This window comes from Streptomyces sp. NPDC037290, assembly GCF_055603245.1.
Genome location: NZ_JBVJVZ010000002.1, coordinates 338,540 through 354,208, shown reverse-complemented (window position 1 = coordinate 354,208; position 15,669 = coordinate 338,540). Strand labels below are relative to the sequence as shown.

18 protein-coding genes are annotated in these 15,669 nt (G+C 71.9%); 10 read left to right on the top strand and 8 right to left on the bottom strand.

What is annotated here, in order from left to right; all coding sequences use genetic code 11:
• The first annotated feature begins 14 nt into the window (after nt 1-14).
• Complete coding sequence (locus ACZ7HQ_RS07305) at nt 15-428, top strand: DUF742 domain-containing protein (protein ID WP_470985913.1); 414 nt, start codon at nt 15-17, stop codon at nt 426-428.
• A complete protein-coding gene (locus ACZ7HQ_RS07300) occupies nt 415-1,008 on the top strand; it encodes a GTP-binding protein (protein ID WP_470985910.1) in 594 nt (197 codons plus the stop codon). Before ACZ7HQ_RS07305 ends, ACZ7HQ_RS07300 begins: the two co-directional genes overlap by 14 nt.
• 3 nt (nt 1,009-1,011) lie before the next feature.
• On the opposite strand, the gene ACZ7HQ_RS07295 is transcribed toward ACZ7HQ_RS07300, so the two are convergent.
• From ACZ7HQ_RS07295 to ACZ7HQ_RS07260, 8 genes are all read right to left on the bottom strand, one after another.
• Entirely contained in the window at nt 1,012-1,680 is a 669-nt protein-coding gene (locus ACZ7HQ_RS07295; RefSeq protein ID WP_470985908.1) for an ABC transporter permease, read from the bottom strand.
• Entirely contained in the window at nt 1,677-2,330 is a 654-nt protein-coding gene (locus ACZ7HQ_RS07290; RefSeq protein ID WP_470985906.1) for an ABC transporter permease, read from the bottom strand. The genes ACZ7HQ_RS07295 and ACZ7HQ_RS07290 overlap by 4 nt, the downstream gene beginning before the upstream one ends.
• Nucleotides 2,327-3,457, bottom strand: a complete 1,131-nt coding sequence (locus tag ACZ7HQ_RS07285; RefSeq protein ID WP_470985903.1) for an ABC transporter ATP-binding protein — start codon at nt 3,455-3,457, stop codon at nt 2,327-2,329. Before ACZ7HQ_RS07285 ends, ACZ7HQ_RS07290 begins: the two co-directional genes overlap by 4 nt.
• Before the next feature lie 128 nt (nt 3,458-3,585).
• Nucleotides 3,586-4,980, bottom strand: coding sequence for a PP2C family protein-serine/threonine phosphatase (locus tag ACZ7HQ_RS07280; protein ID WP_470985900.1), 1,395 nt, complete (start codon nt 4,978-4,980; stop codon nt 3,586-3,588).
• 397 nt (nt 4,981-5,377) lie between these two features.
• Nucleotides 5,378-5,785, bottom strand: a complete 408-nt coding sequence (gene msrB, locus ACZ7HQ_RS07275) for a peptide-methionine (R)-S-oxide reductase MsrB (RefSeq protein ID WP_470985897.1) — start codon at nt 5,783-5,785, stop codon at nt 5,378-5,380.
• A 14-nt stretch (nt 5,786-5,799) separates the two neighbouring features.
• On the bottom strand, nt 5,800-7,188 hold the full coding sequence (gene murC, locus ACZ7HQ_RS07270) for a UDP-N-acetylmuramate--L-alanine ligase (protein ID WP_470985894.1): 1,389 nt from the start codon (nt 7,186-7,188) through the stop codon (nt 5,800-5,802).
• A 78-nt stretch (nt 7,189-7,266) separates the two neighbouring features.
• Nucleotides 7,267-7,740: an indole-3-glycerol phosphate synthase gene (locus ACZ7HQ_RS07265; protein ID WP_470985892.1), complete on the bottom strand. Its 474-nt coding sequence runs from the start codon at nt 7,738-7,740 to the stop codon at nt 7,267-7,269.
• A 129-nt stretch (nt 7,741-7,869) separates the two neighbouring features.
• Nucleotides 7,870-8,739: a pyrimidine reductase family protein gene (locus ACZ7HQ_RS07260; protein ID WP_470985890.1), complete on the bottom strand. Its 870-nt coding sequence runs from the start codon at nt 8,737-8,739 to the stop codon at nt 7,870-7,872.
• 37 nt (nt 8,740-8,776) lie between these two features.
• Between ACZ7HQ_RS07260 and zapE the strand changes: the two genes are divergently transcribed.
• The 8 genes from zapE to ACZ7HQ_RS07220 all read left to right on the top strand — a co-directional run bounded on the left by zapE (nt 8,777) and on the right by ACZ7HQ_RS07220 (nt 15,496).
• Complete coding sequence (zapE, locus tag ACZ7HQ_RS07255) at nt 8,777-9,880, top strand: cell division protein ZapE (protein ID WP_470985888.1); 1,104 nt, start codon at nt 8,777-8,779, stop codon at nt 9,878-9,880.
• 170 nt (nt 9,881-10,050) lie between these two features.
• On the top strand, nt 10,051-10,446 hold the full coding sequence (locus tag ACZ7HQ_RS07250) for a hypothetical protein (protein ID WP_470985885.1): 396 nt from the start codon (nt 10,051-10,053) through the stop codon (nt 10,444-10,446).
• Between the two features lie 100 nt (nt 10,447-10,546).
• Complete coding sequence (locus tag ACZ7HQ_RS07245) at nt 10,547-11,125, top strand: carbonic anhydrase (protein ID WP_470985883.1); 579 nt, start codon at nt 10,547-10,549, stop codon at nt 11,123-11,125.
• An 8-nt stretch (nt 11,126-11,133) separates the two neighbouring features.
• Nucleotides 11,134-12,612 carry a SulP family inorganic anion transporter gene (locus ACZ7HQ_RS07240; RefSeq protein WP_470985880.1) on the top strand — a complete coding sequence of 493 codons (1,479 nt, stop codon included), beginning with the start codon at nt 11,134-11,136 and terminating at the stop codon, nt 12,610-12,612.
• 141 nt (nt 12,613-12,753) lie between these two features.
• Nucleotides 12,754-13,557: a slipin family protein gene (locus ACZ7HQ_RS07235; RefSeq protein ID WP_470985878.1), complete on the top strand. Its 804-nt coding sequence runs from the start codon at nt 12,754-12,756 to the stop codon at nt 13,555-13,557.
• A gap of 10 nt (nt 13,558-13,567) precedes the next feature.
• Complete coding sequence (locus tag ACZ7HQ_RS07230) at nt 13,568-14,116, top strand: YbhB/YbcL family Raf kinase inhibitor-like protein (protein WP_470985876.1); 549 nt, start codon at nt 13,568-13,570, stop codon at nt 14,114-14,116.
• 107 nt (nt 14,117-14,223) lie between these two features.
• Nucleotides 14,224-15,078, top strand: coding sequence for a PPK2 family polyphosphate kinase (locus ACZ7HQ_RS07225; RefSeq protein ID WP_470987120.1), 855 nt, complete (start codon nt 14,224-14,226; stop codon nt 15,076-15,078).
• Between the two features lie 130 nt (nt 15,079-15,208).
• On the top strand, nt 15,209-15,496 hold the full coding sequence (locus tag ACZ7HQ_RS07220) for a hypothetical protein (protein WP_470985873.1): 288 nt from the start codon (nt 15,209-15,211) through the stop codon (nt 15,494-15,496).
• Nucleotides 15,497-15,669 lie beyond the last annotated feature (173 nt).

The following is a 15,669-nucleotide window of genomic DNA, read 5'->3' as shown; positions in this document are numbered from 1 at the left end:
AAGAACCGGACCTCATGGCGGACGGCAGCTCGAGCCCCGGCCCCCCGCTCGGGGCCGCCCCCGCCGTACGGCCGTTCCTGGTCACCGCCGGCCGGGTCGCGGACGCGGGCCGGGACCGGGCGATGCCCCTGGAGACCCAGGTGGTGGCCACGGCCGCCGGTCTCGACGCGCTCGGCCGGCTCTCCTTCGAGCGGCACGACATCGTCGCCGCCTGCCGGCTGCCGCAGTCCCTCGCGGAACTCGCGGCCCGCCTGCGGCTGCATCTGAACGTGGTCCGCGTCCTGGCCGAGGACCTGCGCGAGGCGGGGCAGCTGGCGGTGTACGTGCCCGACGCCGAGGCCACCCATGACGCGTCCGTCCTGCGCAGGCTGATCGATGGCCTGAGGGCCATCCCCGACTCCCGAGGGGTATCGAGTGACAGCGAGTGAAACGCTCGCCCGGCGAACGGCCGCCGCCGTACGGCCGCCGCTGCCGGTGAAGATGGTGATCGCGGGCGGCTTCGGCGTGGGCAAGACCACCGCCGTCGGCGCGATCTCGGAGATCGAGCCGCTGACCACGGAGGCGTCGATCACCGAGGTGGCGGCGGGCGTGGACGACCTCACGCACGTCCCGCGCAAGACCACGACGACCGTCGCGATGGACTTCGGGTGCATCACCGTCGACCCGGCGCTGAAGCTGTACCTGTTCGGCACGCCGGGGCAGGAGCGGTTCGGGTTCATGTGGGACGACATCGTGGACGGCGCGGTCGGCGGGCTGGTGATCGTGGACACCCGGCGACTGGACGACTGCCATGCCGCCGTCGACTACTTCGAGCACAGGGGCATACCGTTCGCCGTCGCGGTCAACGCCTTCGACGGGAGGGTGGAGCACTCGCTGGAGGAGGTCCGCTGGGCGCTGGACGTCTCCGCCGGCGTACCGGTCGTGGTCTTCGACGCCCGGGAGCGCGGCTCGGTGCGGGACGCGCTGCTCGTCGTACTCGAACTCGCGCTGGCCCGCACCGGCCAGTAGGCGTCAGCCGCTGCGCCGCACCCCCGGCGAGACCGTGAGCCGGGACGCCGCCCAGAACACCACGAGGGTGGCCAGCGCGAGTCCGGCGACCAGGGTGGCGCCGCCGACGACCTTCTCGTAGTTCCTCTGGTAGAGGCCGTCGATGATGTACCGGCCGAGGCCGCCGAGGCTGACGTAGGCGGCGATCGTGGCGGTGGAGACGATCTGGATGGCCGCCGTGCGCAGGCCGCTCAGGATGAGAGGGAGCGCGACCGGCAGTTCGACCTGGAACAACACCCTCGCCTCGGGCATGCCCATGCCCCGGGCGGCGTCCACCGGGGAGGGGTCCACGGAACGGACGGCCTCGTAGGTGGTGACCAGGATCGGCGGTACGGCGAGCACGACCAGCGGGATCATCACCGGCAGCAGACCGAATCCGATCCAGATGAACATCAGGACCAGGAGCCCGAAGCTGGGCAGCGCCCGGCCGGCGGTGGCGATCAGGGCGAGGGCGTTGCCGCCGCGGCCGTAGTGACCGGTGACCAGGCCGACGGGCAGCCCGATCAGGGCGGCGAACAGCAGTGCTTCCAGGGAGTACTTGATGTGCTCGACGAGCCGGGTGGGGATGCCGTCGTAGCCCTGCCAGTGGGCGCTGTCGCTGAAGAAGGCGTGCGCGAAGTTGAGGATGTTCACCGGGTGGCGCCCTTCGTCGGCATCCAGGGGGTGAGGAGGCGGCGGACGAGGACCAGCAGGGCGTCGGCGAGGATGCCCAGCACCGCGGTGGTCAGTACCGAGTTCACGGCGAGGGCGGGCCGGTGGTAGGTGGTGGCGGCGTAGAGCATGTTGCCGAGGGCGCCCTGGTTGCCGATGAGCATGCCGACGCTGACCAGGGAGAGACTGGACACGGTGGCCACCCTGAGGCCGGCGATGATCGCGGGCACGGCGATGGGCAACTGGACCTGGAGGTAGCGGCGTACGGGGCCGAAGCCCATGGCCTGTGCGGCGGCCAGGGTCTCCTGCGGCACCGAGCGGACGCCGTCCACGATCGCCGGGACCAGCACCACCAGGCTGTAGATCGCGAGCGGGATCATCACCGTGGTCTCGCTCTGCCCGAAGTAGTCGATGAGGACGACGAAGAAGGCCAGCGAGGGGATGGAGTACAGCACGGTGGTGATGCCGAGGACGGGCGGGTAGACCCACCGGAAGCGGACGCAGAGCTGGGCCACGGGCAGCGCGACGAGCAGCCCGGCGAGCACCGGCAGCAGGCCCTCGCGCAGGTGCAGGCCGACGAGGCCGAGGTAGCCGTACTCCAGGTCGCTCGGGAGGTCGAAGAAGCCGTTCACCGGGCGGCCTCGACGTCGGCGGCGCCCGCGGCCCGGCTGTGGGCGGCGCGGATGGCCTCGCCGATGACCTGCTGGGACACGACACCGACCGCGCGTCCGTCACCGTCCACCGCGACGGCCCAGCCGGTCGGGGAGAGCACCGCCCCGTCGAGCGCGGTGCGCAGCGAGTCGGCGCCGGGCACGAACGGCCGTCCGTGGTCGATGAGTTGCTTTCGGTCGATGGCCCGGGCGGTGAGCCGGTCCGGCTCGCTCCAGCCGAGCGGCCTGCCGTCGGAGTCGGTGACGAGGAGGTACGGGGCGTCGGCGCGGGAGGCGAGCTGCGCGGCGTCGGCGTCGATCGCGAGAACCGGCGACGTCTGCAACTCCAGTCCCTCGGAGGGGAAGAAGGACAGCCGGCGGATGCCCCGGTCGGCGCCGAGGAAGTCCTCCACGAAGGCGTCGGCGGGCGCGCTGAGCAGCTCGGCGGGCGGGGCGAACTGGGCGAGCCGGCCACCGGTGCGCAGTACGGCGACCATGGTGCCGAGCTTGATCGCCTCGTCGATGTCATGCGTGACGAAGACGATGGTCTTCCCCAACTCGTCCTGGATGCGCAGGAGTTCGTCCTGCAGTCCCTTGCGGACGACGGGGTCGACGGCGGAGAACGGCTCGTCCATCAGCAGGACCGGCGGATCGGCGGCCAGTGCCCGGGCGACACCGACGCGCTGCTGCTGGCCGCCGGAGAGCTGGTACGGGTACCGCTTGGCGAGCGTGGTGTCCAGCCCGACCCGCTCCATCAGCTCGGCGGCCCGCTCGCGGGCCCGCTGCTTGGTCCAGCCGAGCAGGCGGGGCACGGTGGCGATGTTGTCGAGGATGGTGCGGTGCTGGAAGAGTCCGGCGTTCTGGATGACGTAACCCATCGAGCGGCGCAGGGTGTTGACCGGCTGCTGCCGGATGTCCGTGCCGTCGAGGAGGATGCTGCCCTCGGTGGGCTCCACCATCCGGTTGATCATCCGCAGGGTCGTCGTCTTGCCGCAGCCGGAGGGCCCGACGAGGACGGTGATCGCGCGGTCCGGTATCTCCAGCGACAGCCGGTCGACCGCTACCGTGCCGTCCGGATACCGCTTCGTGACTGAATCTATCCGTATCAAAACGCCGAATGCCCTTCGGGTTTGGCGGACTTCCGCCCACTTCTGGCCACGGTCGTCGTTGCGCAGGCCGTTGCGGGGAGAGTCTAGACCGCGAGTGTTTCAGCGTTTTGGCGGGCGAACGACCGGCTCTACGGCGACACCGCGTCGGCCGAAGCCCCCTGCCGGCTGTGCGGCCGCGCGGCCAGCGCGGCGACGTCGTCCTCCGCGTGCCGCGCGTCCAGCCGGCTGAGGATGGTGTCCAGGACGTCCTCCAGCCCGTCCCCGACGGGAAAACGGACCTCGGACAGCCGGGCCAGGGACCGGTCGATGTCCTCGCCGCGGCGTTCCACGAGCCCGTCGGTGAACAGCACGAGGGTCTGCCCCGGGGCCAGCGAGTGCGTGGTGGACTCGTAGCCGCCGAGCCCGGTCCCCAGCGGCGGTCCGACGGGAACGGGCACGATCGAGGCCTCGCCACCGGCGGTGATGAGCACGGGCGGCAGGTGCCCCGCACTGGCCAGCGTGACCTGACCGCGCCCCGGGTCCACGCGGGCGAGCAGGCACGTCGCGGGGCGTAGCTCCGCCTCCCGGGAGGCCATGTCGTCCATCTGCCGCAGCACCCGGTGCGGGGGCAGATCCGCGGAGGCGATGTACCGCAGGGAGGAGCGGTAGGCGTTCATGTCGACGGCGGCCTCCAGGCCGTGCCCCATGACGTCGCCGACGACCAGCAGGGTCCGTCCGAAGTGCAGCCGCACGGTCTCGCACCAGTCGCCGCCGACCAGGACGCCGCCGCCGGCCGGCAGATAGCGGATGGCGATGTCGAGGTTGGGGTGCGGGCGGCCGGGCTCGGAGAGCAGGGCGCGTTGCAGGTCGCCGGCGGTGCGGTTGACGCTCGCGTAGTCGCGGGCGTGCCGGATGTGGGCGGCGGCGTGCTCGGCGAGCAGGCTGAGCAGCTCGGCCTCCGTCTGACGCAGGGGCGCCCCGTAGCGGGCCCACACCAGGACGCCGTACCCGTCTTCTCCGCTGATCAGCGGGGCGCACAGGGCTTTGCGGTCGCCGCCCGCGTGCTCCAGCCAGGGCTCGGGCTGCATACCGAGCGCCGGTACGCTCGCCTCGCGGGCCACCGCGGCGGCCCACCCGGGCGCGGGCAGCGCGTTGGCGTCCCCGGTGATCGCCTCGTACCCGGAGACGGTGCTGCCGGTCAGGAGCATCACGGCGGCCGTCCCGCCGGCCAGCTCCACGGCGACCCGGGTCAGCTCGGCGCGGGTCGTGGCCTCGTCGAGGGTCGTACCGATCCCGGCCAGCGCCTCCCGCAGCACCCTCAGCCGGGCGCCGGCCGCCGCGTCGTCGTCGGCCGGCCCGCTCTCCGCGACCTCCGCGACCTCCGCGACCTGCGCGGGCTCTACGGGCTCTACGACGTCCGCTGATGCCGCGGCATCCTCGGTCTGCGCGGACGTCATGGTGTCCTCATGGCCGCCCTCGTCCTTGCGGTGGTGGCCGCCGTCGGCAGCCAGAGGCCTGCGACGGGAATGGATCCAGCGCGCCACACCCAACACCCTCACAGAATCTCAAACCGGAGCAAGCAGGGCACCAACCTCATCGTTCACCACGCCCTCGGCAGCCTCGTGCGCGGGTGTGGGCCGTGCTCGCCGCACCGGCCCGGGGCAGCCGCGCGGCCGCCGACGCCGGCGGCGTGTGAGGGGCCACGGGCGGGGCGCGACGGGGCAGCCGGGCGGACGTGGCCCGGCGGGCCCGATCGGAGCGGTCCGGGTGCGCGGCGTGAGCCGGTGCGCGGTGGGCGCGGCGCGGCGCCCGGATCGTCGTCGCCGTCCGTACCCACGCTGCGCCGCTCCTCCCGGTCCCCTGTCCGACGGCGTTCATCTTCGACCGGACGAGCCCTCTCGAGCACGTCTTTTGCAAGATTCAGGCCGTCGGACGGCCCGGTCAGTCCTCGGTGGGTGCCAGCCGCAGGGAGATGGAGTTGATGCAGTACCGCTGGTCGGTCGGGGTCGGGTAGCCCTCGCCCTCGAAGACGTGCCCGAGGTGGGAGCCGCAGCGGGCACAGCGCACCTCGGTGCGGACCATGCCGTGGGTGCGGTCCTCGACCAGTTCCACCGCGTCGGTGTCCTTCGGGTCGTAGAAGGACGGCCAGCCGCAGTGCGACGCGAACTTGGTGTCCGAGGTGAACAGCTCGGCGCCGCAGGCACGGCAGGAGTAGACACCCTCGGTCTTGGTGTCCGTGTACTCACCGGTGAAGGCCGGCTCGGTGGCGGCCTGGCGCAGCACGGCGTACTCGGCCGGGTTCAGCTCCGCCCGCCACTGCTCGTCCGGCTTCTCGACGTCGTACGACATGAGCCTCAGCTCCCTTACTGCGACAGGCGGTCCAGGATCAGCGGGCCCAGGTCGGTGACGTCGCCCGCGCCCATGGTGAGAACCAGATCACCGGGCTTCGCCATTCCCGCGATCACCTCGGGGATCCTGTCCTTGTCGGGTACGGCGGTGACGTCGGCGCCGGCGGCGCGCGCGGCCTGGATGATCAGCTCGCTGGTCACGCCCGGGATCGGGTCCTCACGGGCCGGGTAGATGTCCAGCACGACCGAGGCGTCCGCGAGGGCGAGGGCCTGGCCCATCTCCTTGCCCAGTTCCTGGGTGCGGGAGAACAGGTGCGGCTGGAAGACGACGAGGATCCGGGAGTCGCCGGCGGCGGCGCGCATGGCCTCCAGGTCGGCGGTCATCTCGGTGGGGTGGTGGGCGTAGGAGTCGATCACCTGCACCCCGGCGGCCTCGCCCTTGAGCTGCAGGCGCCGCTTGACGCCGGTGTAGGCGGCCAGCGCGGGCGCGAGCTCCGCGGCGGGGATGCCGAGCGCGGCACCGGCGGTGAGCGCGGCGACGGCGTTGAGCGCGTAGTGCCGGCCCGGCACGGAGACGGTGAAGGTCAGCTCCTGGCCGTCCAGCAGCGCGGTGACCCGGCTCTTCAGTCCCTGCGGCTCGACGGCGGTCACCCGCACGTCGGCGTCCTCGGCCTCGCCGTACGTCACGGTCCGCACCGATCCGGCCAGCCTCCGGGTCAGCTCCCGCGCCCCCTCGTGGTCGGCGGAGATCACCAGGGTGCCGCCGGGGACGATCTTGCCGGCGAAGGTCTCGAAGGACTCGTAGATCTCGTCCATCGAGGCGTAGTTGGCGTGGTGGTCCAGCTCGACGTTGAGGACGATGGCGACCTCGGGCGCGTACTTGTGGAAGCTGCGGTCCGATTCGTCCGCCTCGGCGACGAAGATGTCGCCCTCGCCGTGCAGCGCGTTCGAACCGGGCGCGTCGAGGTCGCCGCCGATGGCGTACGACGGGCTCAGACCCAGTGCGGTGAGGGAGACGGCCAGCATCGAGGTGGTCGTCGTCTTGCCGTGGGTACCGGCCACGGCGATCGGGCGCAGCCCCTCCATCAGGGCGGCGAGCGCGTCGGAGCGGTGCACCACCGGAATCCCCAGCTCGGCGGCGCGGACCAGCTCGGGGTTGTCCGCGCGGATCGCCGACGACACCACGACACAGCTCGCGTCGTCGGCGAGGTGCCCGGCGGCGTGCCCGATGTGCACGGTGGCCCCGAGCGCCCGCAGCGCCTCGGCGGTCGCCGACTCCCTGGCGTCACTCCCGGCGACCTCGGCCCCGCGCTGCGCGAGGATCTTGGCGATGCCCGACATCCCGGCGCCGCCGATGCCGATGAAGTGCGGTCGGTCCATGGCGGCAGGAAGGCCGGGTGCCATGTGGTTCTCCCCAAGGATTACGGTGCGGGCTGGAGCAGGCCTAGCCTATGCGCTGAGGCACCGGGCTCCTCGCAACGCCTAGGCCTTGCTGTGCGAGAACAGCTTCAGCACCGGCACACCGACCTTGTGCCGGGCCCGGGAAGCCCAGTCCCGGTGGAAGAACTCCTCCACGTAGTGCGGATCGGTCAGCACGATCACCTCGTCGGCGGACACCTCCGTGACGAGGGTCTTCAGCGCGTCCAGCGGATGGTCCTCGACCAGCCGCCCCTCCGCCTGGCTTCCCGCGGAGCGCAACGCCTGCAGCGACACGTCGAGGGCCTGCCGGCCGACGCTCTCGGCCTCGGCGCCCTCGGGGGTCTCCCGTTCACGGACCGCCTCGTCCAGTTCGCCAAGCGCGATGTCGTCGATGGCCCGCAGCAGACGGTCCGCCTGGTCGCCGCGCGGCTGGAGGAGCACGTGGAAAGCGACCGGCTCGTCTCCGTGCAAGGTGGTGACGAACTCCACGTCGGCGGACGTCATGGCCTTCTCGATCATCAGAACGCTTGTGAACACCAAACGCCTCTTCTCCTCCGTGGGCCCCGGCAAGGCCCCTGCGGAAACCATCCTGCCCCGCGATCGCACGGGTAGTGCCGGACTAAGTCTGCCCTCCGGAAGCTAAACGGAACGGTACATTCCGACGATTCAGGAGCGACGGTAGCGACCGAACAGGAATCCGGCCTCCTCGAGCAGGGACGCGAGTTCGAAGCGGTGCGGCACGGCGACCGCCGGCCCCCCGGCGATGCGCTGCGCGCCGCCCGCCGTGAGCATGGGCGAGAGGGTCAGGCACAGCTCGTCCAGGACCTCGTCGGCGATCAGCTGGCCGAGCAGCCGGGGACCGCCCTCGGTGAGCAGCCGGGTGTGGCCGAGGCCGGCCAGGGCGCGTACCGCCCGCGCGGGCTCGACGCCCGAGCCCTCACCGGCGATCACCACCTTGGCGCCGGCCTTCTCGGCGGCCGAGACACGGTCGGGCGCGGCCGCGGCTCCGGTCAGGACCAGCGTGGGCACCAGGGGCGAGGTGAACAGCGGGAGTGAGAAGTCCAGCTCCAGGCTCGCGCTGACGACCGCGATCACCGGGGCCGGGCCCTGTCCGGCGGCCTTCCGGGCATCGGCGAACTCGGCACGCGCGCGTGCGGGGCGGTACCCCTCCTGTCGCACCGTTTCCGCACCCACCACGATCACGTCCGCGAGCGCCCGCAGCGTGCCGAAGATCCGCATGTCGGCCGCGCTGGAGATGGGCTGCGAGCGCCCCTCGTGCTGAGCGGCACCGTCGAGCGAGGAGACCATGTTGGCCCGCAGCCACGGCCGCGGGGCACCCGGCAGGGGCTCCGGGTAGGCGTAGGCGGCTGCCAGCTCGGCGAGACTCCACTCACGGTCGACGAGCGCGCTGCCGGCGTGCACCGCGGGCATCTCGGCCCCACCGGCCCCTGCCGCCCCTCTCGCCCCCTGCCCCTCGCTCGTCCCACCGAAGGCGTGGGCTGCTGTTTCGTCGGTCACAGGGAACAGGCGTCGCATGTCGTGCAGTGTGACACGGCGCTTAGCATGGATAACCGTGTCGTCCTCCACCGCCGCCCCCGGATCCAGCCCTCTGACCGACGCGGGCCCCCTCTCCCTGTGCGCCCGTGAGCCGCATGTCCCCGCGGACCGGCTGGTCGCCGAGATGGTGCCGCCCCCACGCTTCGACTCGGTCCGCTTCTCGACCTACATACCCGACCCGAACCAGCCCAGCCAGACCGAGGCCGTGCAGGTGCTCGAGGGCTTCGCGGCCGGGCTCGGCGGGGCGCACGCCTCCGGCGCCGGAAGGCGCGGCTTCTTCGGCTTCGGCCGGGGCAGGACGCCCAAGACCCCGGCCGGCCCGCGCGGGGTCTACCTGGACGGCGGCTACGGCGTCGGCAAGACCCATCTGCTCGCCTCCCTGTGGCACGCCACCCCCGCCGAGCCCGCCCTCAAGGCCTTCGGCACCTTCGTGGAGCTGACCAACCTGGTCGGCGCCCTCGGTTTCCAGCAGACCGTGCAGACCCTCTCCGGCCACCGCCTGCTGTGCATCGACGAGTTCGAACTGGACGACCCGGGCGACACGGTCCTCGTGTCGACGCTGCTCGGCAAGCTGGTCGAGGCGGGCGTGGCGCTGGCCGCCACCTCCAACACGCTGCCGGGCAAGCTGGGCGAGGGCCGGTTCGCGGCCGCCGACTTCCTGCGCGAGATCCAGGGCCTGTCCGCCCGTTTCCGCACCCTGCGCATCGACGGCGAGGACTACCGCCACCGCGGCCTGCCCGAGGCGCCGAAACCGTTCACCGACGAAGAGGTGACGAAGGCGGCCTACGCCACCGCGGGCGCCTCGCTCGACGACTTCCCGCACCTGCTGGACCACCTGGCCAGGGTGCACCCGAGCCGGTACGGCGCGCTGACCGGCGACCTGCGGGCGGTGTGCCTCACCGACGTGCGGCCGGTGCCGGACCAGTCGACCGCGCTGCGGCTCGTGGTGCTCGCCGACCGGCTCTACGACCGCGAGGTCCCGGTGCTGGCCTCGGGGCTGCCGTTCGACAAGCTGTTCAGCGAGGAGATGCTGAACGGCGGCTACCGCAAGAAGTACTTCCGCGCGATATCCCGGCTCACCGCGCTGGCCCGCGACGCGAAGGGGCTCGTCACCTCTTAGGGCCTGTCAAGAGCCGGATCCAGCCACGCGACCGGCACTTTCCACGCTCTCTCACGCTCGTAACGCGCCGTTAACCCTGCAAAGGCCTTTGCAGGGTTAATGTGCTTCTTGACCATCCATTGACCAAGACTTGGTCTGGACAAGAAGTGTGACGCAGCGGAGGGGGGCGCATGTTCCGAGGCAGGACGACCCGGACCCGCTTCACCCTGCTCGCCGCGCTCCTGCTCGCGCTCCAGCTCTTCGCTCCGACGGGAACCTTCGCACCCGCGCATACGCTCAGTCAGGCACAGGCCAAGGCTGAGTCCGGAATGCCGTCCTCCGTACCGCCGGTGCGCGAGGAGAAGGACTCGGTCCGCGTCCCGAACCGCTCGGGCGCCCCCCTGACCACCCCGCACCTGCGCGACCGCCGGCGCGGCTCGGCCTCCGGCAGGGCCCAGCAGCCCGAGCCGATAGCCGGCCGTGGGGCGGGTGCCGATGCGCCGGACGAACCCGGCGCGGTGTACCACCACGCCGCGAGAACCCCCAGAGCCCACACCCCGGCAGCGCTTCAGGTCCTCCGCTGCTGACAGGCGTTCGCGCTCGCTCTGCACCTCCCTTGCTTCCCCCCACAAACCGTCGTTCAAGTCCGACGCGCCCGTGCAGGCGCGCCAGGAGGAACTCACGCATATGCAGCCCCTCATCGACAACGCCCGTACCTTCGGACAGCGCCCTGAGGAGTTCGCCAAGCTCGCCGAAGGCCAGTCCCCACAGGTGCTGTTCATCACCTGCTCCGATTCCCGGGTCGTCCCGGCCCTGATCACGGGCGCCCGCCCCGGCGAGCTGTTCGAGCTGCGCACCGCGGGCAACATCGTGCCGCCCTACGCCTCGCAGCACCCCACGAGCGAGGCGGCCACCATCGAGTACGCCGTGGAGGTGCTCGGCGTCCGCGACATCGTCGTCTGCGGGCACTCGCACTGCGGTGCCGTCGGCGCGCTGGTGCGCGGCGACGACCTGACCGCCGTACCCGCCGTGCGCGACTGGCTCGCGCACGCCACCCCGCGTCCGGCCGGCGCCGCCGAGGATCCGGAGGTCGCCGAGGGCGTGCAGGCCCACGTCCTGACCCAGCTGCTGCGGCTGCGCTCGTACCCGTGCGTCGAGCGCAGGCTCGCGGCGGGTCAACTGGGGCTGCACGCCTGGTACTACGAGGTGCACACCGGCGCCGTACGGACGCACCGCCCGCAGACCGACACCTTCGAGTCCCTGTGAGCGCGCCGATGACCAGCAAGAACCTGATATCCCGGTTCCCGTATCTGCGGCAGGACTTCGCCGCCTCCCTCGTCGTCTTCCTGGTCGCGCTGCCGCTGTGCGTGGGCGTGGCCGTCGCCTCCGGGGTCCCGGCCGAACTCGGCCTGGTCACCGGAATCGTGGGCGGACTCGTCACCGGGCTGATGCGTGGCAGCAGCCTGCAGGTGTCGGGTCCAGCGGCCGGAATGACCGTGCTCGTCTTCGAGGCGGTCCAGGAGTTCGGTCTGCCGGCGCTCGGCGCGATCGTGCTCGCCACCGGACTCCTCCAGGTCGGCATGGGCCTGCTGCGGCTGGGCCGCTACTTCCGCGCCATCTCGGTCTCCGTCGTCGAGGGCATGCTGGCCGGGATCGGGCTCGTGCTCATCGCCGGGCAGTTGTACCCGGCGCTGGCGGCCAAGGCTCCCGGCTCCGGACTGGGCAAGATCACCGGGTTGCCCGGGGCGTTCCGGGACGCCCTCGGCGACGGCACGGCGGTGGCCTCGCTCGCGGTGTGCGCGGGCACGATCGCCGTACTGCCGCTGTGGAAGCACGCCCCCGCGAAGCTGCGTACGCTGCCCGGCCCGCTGGCCGCGGTCGGCCTCGCCACGGTGGCCGCGTTCGCACTGGACCTGCCGGTGGCCACGGTCGAGGTGCAGGGCCTGCTGGGGGCCGTCCAGCCGCCGCCGCTGAGCGCCTTCGGCGAGCTGGCGGGCCTCGGGATGCTCGGCACGGTCGTCGCCTTCACGCTGATCGCGTCCGCCGAGTCGCTGTTCAGCGCGGCGGCCGTGGACCGGCTGCACTCGGGGCCGCGCACCGAGTACGACAGGGAGCTGCTCGCCCAGGGCGCGGGCAACACGGTGTGCGGGCTGCTGGGCGCGCTGCCGATGACCGCGGTGATCGTGCGCAGCGCGGCCAACGTCCAGGCGGGCGCCCGCACGAAGGCCTCCCGGGTCCTGCACGGCGTGTGGCTGCTGCTGTTCGCCGCGCTGCTGCCCGGCATGCTCGCCCACATCCCTGTCCCGGCGCTCGCGGGCATCCTGATCCACTCCGGCGCCAAGCTGGTCCCGGTCCGGGCGCTGGCCGTGCTGTGGCGCGAGCACCGGGGCGAGGCGCTGGTCCTGTCCGTCACGGCGGTCTCGATCGTGGCGGTCAGCATGTTCGAGGGCGTGCTGATCGGCCTGGCGCTGGCCGTGGTCAAGACCGCCTGGGAGGCCTCGCACAGCAAGCTGGAGGTCGTCGACAAGGGCGCGGGCGCGGTCGACGCCCACCTGACGGGCAACGCGACCTTCCTGCGGCTGCCGAAGATCCTGGACAGCCTGGAGTCGCTGCCCCAGGACCGGCCGGTCCGCCTCGACCTGTCCGGCCTGCACCACCTGGACCACGCGTGCCGTACGGCCCTGGAGAACTGGGCCGAACGGCACAGTGCGGCGGGGACGGAGCCGGTGAGACTGACGGTGCCGGTGGGCTGAGTCCGCCCGCCGTGTCCGTACCGGGGCGGGCGTCCCGCGGTACGGACACCTCGCCCACCCGCGACCCGGCTCGATCGGCCGAGAAGTGGCATATCGTTACAGCAGCGGACAAACACCAGACCTCTCGGTGAGGAGGTCATCATGCTCCAGGAGCTGCTGGGAGCGATCGCCGCGGCCGGTGGCGCCGGCATCGTGTACCTGGCGATGGCGGCCCGCGTGGTCAAGCAGTACGAACGGGGCGTGCTGTTCCGGCTCGGGCGCGTCGCGGGTGAGGCACGGCCGCCGGGCCTGACCCTGATCATCCCCTTCGTGGACCGGCTGCAGAAGGTCAACATGCAGATCGTGACGCTGCCGATCCCCGCCCAGGAGGGCATCACCCGCGACAACGTCACCGTTCGCGTGGACGCGGTCGTCTACTTCCGGGTGGTCGACCCGGAGAGCGCGCTGGTGAAGGTGGAGGACTACAAGTTCGCGGTCTCGCAGATGGCCCAGACGTCCCTGAGGTCCATCATCGGCAAGAGCGACCTGGACGACCTCCTCTCCAACCGCGAGAAGCTCAACCAGGGCCTGGAGCTGATGATCGACAGTCCTGCCGTCGGCTGGGGCGTCCAGGTCGACCGGGTGGAGATCAAGGACGTGTCCCTGCCGGACACGATGAAGCGTTCCATGGCCCGCCAGGCCGAGGCCGACCGGGAGCGCCGGGCCCGGATCATCAACGCGGACGCCGAGTACCAGGCCTCCAAGAAGCTGGCCGAGGCCGCCCAGCAGATGGCCGACACACCCGCCGCGCTCCAGCTGAGGCTGCTGCAGACGGTGATGGCGGTGTCGGCAGAGAAGAACTCCACGCTGGTCCTGCCCATCCCGGTGGAGCTGCTGCACTTCCTGGAGCGGGGCAACCGGCAGCAACTCGCGTCGAACGGTGACGGAGACCTTCGCTCCGGCTAGCGTGCCGCCCATGCGCAGGAGCTGGGTGATCACTGTGGCCGCGATGGCCGTCGTAACGGGCTGCGGGAACGGCGGCGGACCGGCCGCCGTGCCCTCCCCCGACACCTCGCGCCGGCTGACCGTGGCCAGCGCGGCCTACTCCGACGGCGGCACCACCCCGCGCCGGCACACCTGTGACGGCGCGAACGTGTCACCGCCGCTGACCATCGCCGCCGTCCCCGCGGGCACGGCCTCGCTCGCCCTGCTGCTGCGCGACCCGGACGCCCCGCAGGGCCCGTTCACGCACTGGCTGGTGTGGGACATCGATCCGCACACCCGGCGGCTGTCGGCGGGCGAGCATCCGCAGGGGGCGACCGAGGGGCGCAACGACTTCCACAGAACCGGCTACAGCGGCCCCTGCCCGCCGCGCGGGGACCGTCCGCACCACTACGTGCTGATGGTCTACGCCCTCGACCGCCGTCTCTCCCTGTCCCCGGACGCCTCCCCCGCCGACCTGCTGCGCACCCTGTCCGGCCACATCCTCGCGTCGGGGACGCTGACGGGTCGCTACTCCCGTTGAGCACTCAGCTCTGAGCCCGTTCCTCGCGCCCCTGCGGGTCGCGCCCGCTGGCGGAGTCGATGCGCTCGGGCGCACCATCTAGGGACCGGGCGGAAGGGGCGGCCGTGGTGAGGAAGAGCCCGAGGGATCTCAGGGAGCTGCTGCGTCTCGCCCCCGGCGAGGCCGTCGCGCTCGCCGGGTACGACAGCCGGGCCACGCCGGGCGCCGCCGGTGGCAAGCGGGCGGGGCTCGCCGACAGCGCCCGCATGGGCAAGCGCCTGGCGAACCTTCAGGAGCGGCTGTGGGCGGCGGGCACGGCCGGCGACCACCGGCGGGTGCTGCTGGTGCTCCAGGGCATGGACACCAGCGGCAAGGGCGGCACGGTCAAGCACGTCATCGGCCATCTCAACCCGTCCGGCTGCCGGATCCAGGCGTTCAAGGCGCCGACCGAGGAGGAACGGCGGCACGACTTCCTGTGGCGGGTGCGGGTGGCCCTGCCCAGGCCGGGCGAGATCGGCATCTTCGACCGCTCGCACTACGAGGACGTCCTCATCGCCCGCGTACGGCATCTCGCCCGGCCCGCCGAGATCGGCAGCCGCTACGGCCTCATCAACGACTTCGAGCGGTCGCTCGCCGAGGACGGCGTGACCGTGATCAAGTGCTTCCTGCACATCTCCCGGGAGGAGCAGCGGCGCCGCCTGCTCCGCCGCCTGGACCGCCCTGACAAGCACTGGAAGTTCGATCCCGGCGACATCGACGACCGCGCGCTGTGGCCCGCCTACCAGGAGGCGTACGAACTGGCCCTGGAGCGCTGCTCGGCGCCGTACGCACCCTGGTACCTGGTGCCGGCGGACCGCAAGTGGTACCGGAACTGGGCGATCAGCCGCCTGCTGCTGGAGCACCTGCGGGAGCTGGACCCGCACTATCCGCAGGGCGACTTCGACGTGGACGAATGCCGGGAACGGCTGCTGAAGGGCGTCTGAGGTCTTCCGGGTTGAGAGCGAAACACCGGCGCGTCGCTGCCCGTTATGGGATATATATTCACATAATCTCCGTGACTGTAAGAGGTCGCTCCGTTACAGACCGCATCCACACTCACGTCATGGAGATGACATGCACAGACTTCGCAGGGCCGCCGTGCTCGTCGCGGCCCTCAGCACCGTCGGGCTCGTCACCGCCGGCGCGGCCCACGCCGACGACCACGACAAGGACAAGGACAAGGGGGGGTGGCACATCATGCAGAGCTCCAACTGCAAGGACCACGACCTGAACCTTGACGTGCTCGGCGAGGTCGGCATCCTCAACGGCCTGGCGGGCAACCTGCTCAACGGCGAGGGCGACCCGGGTGCGCAGGAGACGCACATCGGTTCGACCATGGGCTGCAGCAACAAGGCCGGCTAGGAGGCCGGTCCCGAACCCCTGACGGCGGGAAGCGGCGGCAGGCCAGGCGTCCGGTGGGCCGGCCTGCTCGCCCACCGCCGGCACGGGAGGGGGGGGGGGGGGGGGGGGGGGGGGGGGGGGGGGGGGGGGGGGGGCGGGGGCCGGCTCTGCTTGCATCCAGTGTCGGTGGGAGG

What these genes read in the sequence shown, in the direction of transcription:
- ACZ7HQ_RS07305 (WP_470985913.1), top strand. Translation starts at nt 15, where the DNA reads ATGGCGGACGGCAGCTCGAGCCCCGGCCCCCCGCTCGGGGCCGCCCCC.
- msrB (WP_470985897.1), bottom strand. Translation starts at nt 5,785, where the DNA reads ATGTCGTACGACGTCGAGAAGCCGGACGAGCAGTGGCGGGCGGAGCTG.
- murC (WP_470985894.1), bottom strand. Translation starts at nt 7,188, where the DNA reads ATGGCACCCGGCCTTCCTGCCGCCATGGACCGACCGCACTTCATCGGC.
- ACZ7HQ_RS07260 (WP_470985890.1), bottom strand. Translation starts at nt 8,739, where the DNA reads ATGCGACGCCTGTTCCCTGTGACCGACGAAACAGCAGCCCACGCCTTC.
- ACZ7HQ_RS07250 (WP_470985885.1), top strand. Translation starts at nt 10,051, where the DNA reads ATGTTCCGAGGCAGGACGACCCGGACCCGCTTCACCCTGCTCGCCGCG.
- ACZ7HQ_RS07245 (WP_470985883.1), top strand. Translation starts at nt 10,547, where the DNA reads ATGCAGCCCCTCATCGACAACGCCCGTACCTTCGGACAGCGCCCTGAG.
- ACZ7HQ_RS07240 (WP_470985880.1), top strand. Translation starts at nt 11,134, where the DNA reads ATGACCAGCAAGAACCTGATATCCCGGTTCCCGTATCTGCGGCAGGAC.
- ACZ7HQ_RS07235 (WP_470985878.1), top strand. Translation starts at nt 12,754, where the DNA reads ATGCTCCAGGAGCTGCTGGGAGCGATCGCCGCGGCCGGTGGCGCCGGC.
- ACZ7HQ_RS07230 (WP_470985876.1), top strand. Translation starts at nt 13,568, where the DNA reads ATGCGCAGGAGCTGGGTGATCACTGTGGCCGCGATGGCCGTCGTAACG.
- ACZ7HQ_RS07220 (WP_470985873.1), top strand. Translation starts at nt 15,209, where the DNA reads ATGCACAGACTTCGCAGGGCCGCCGTGCTCGTCGCGGCCCTCAGCACC.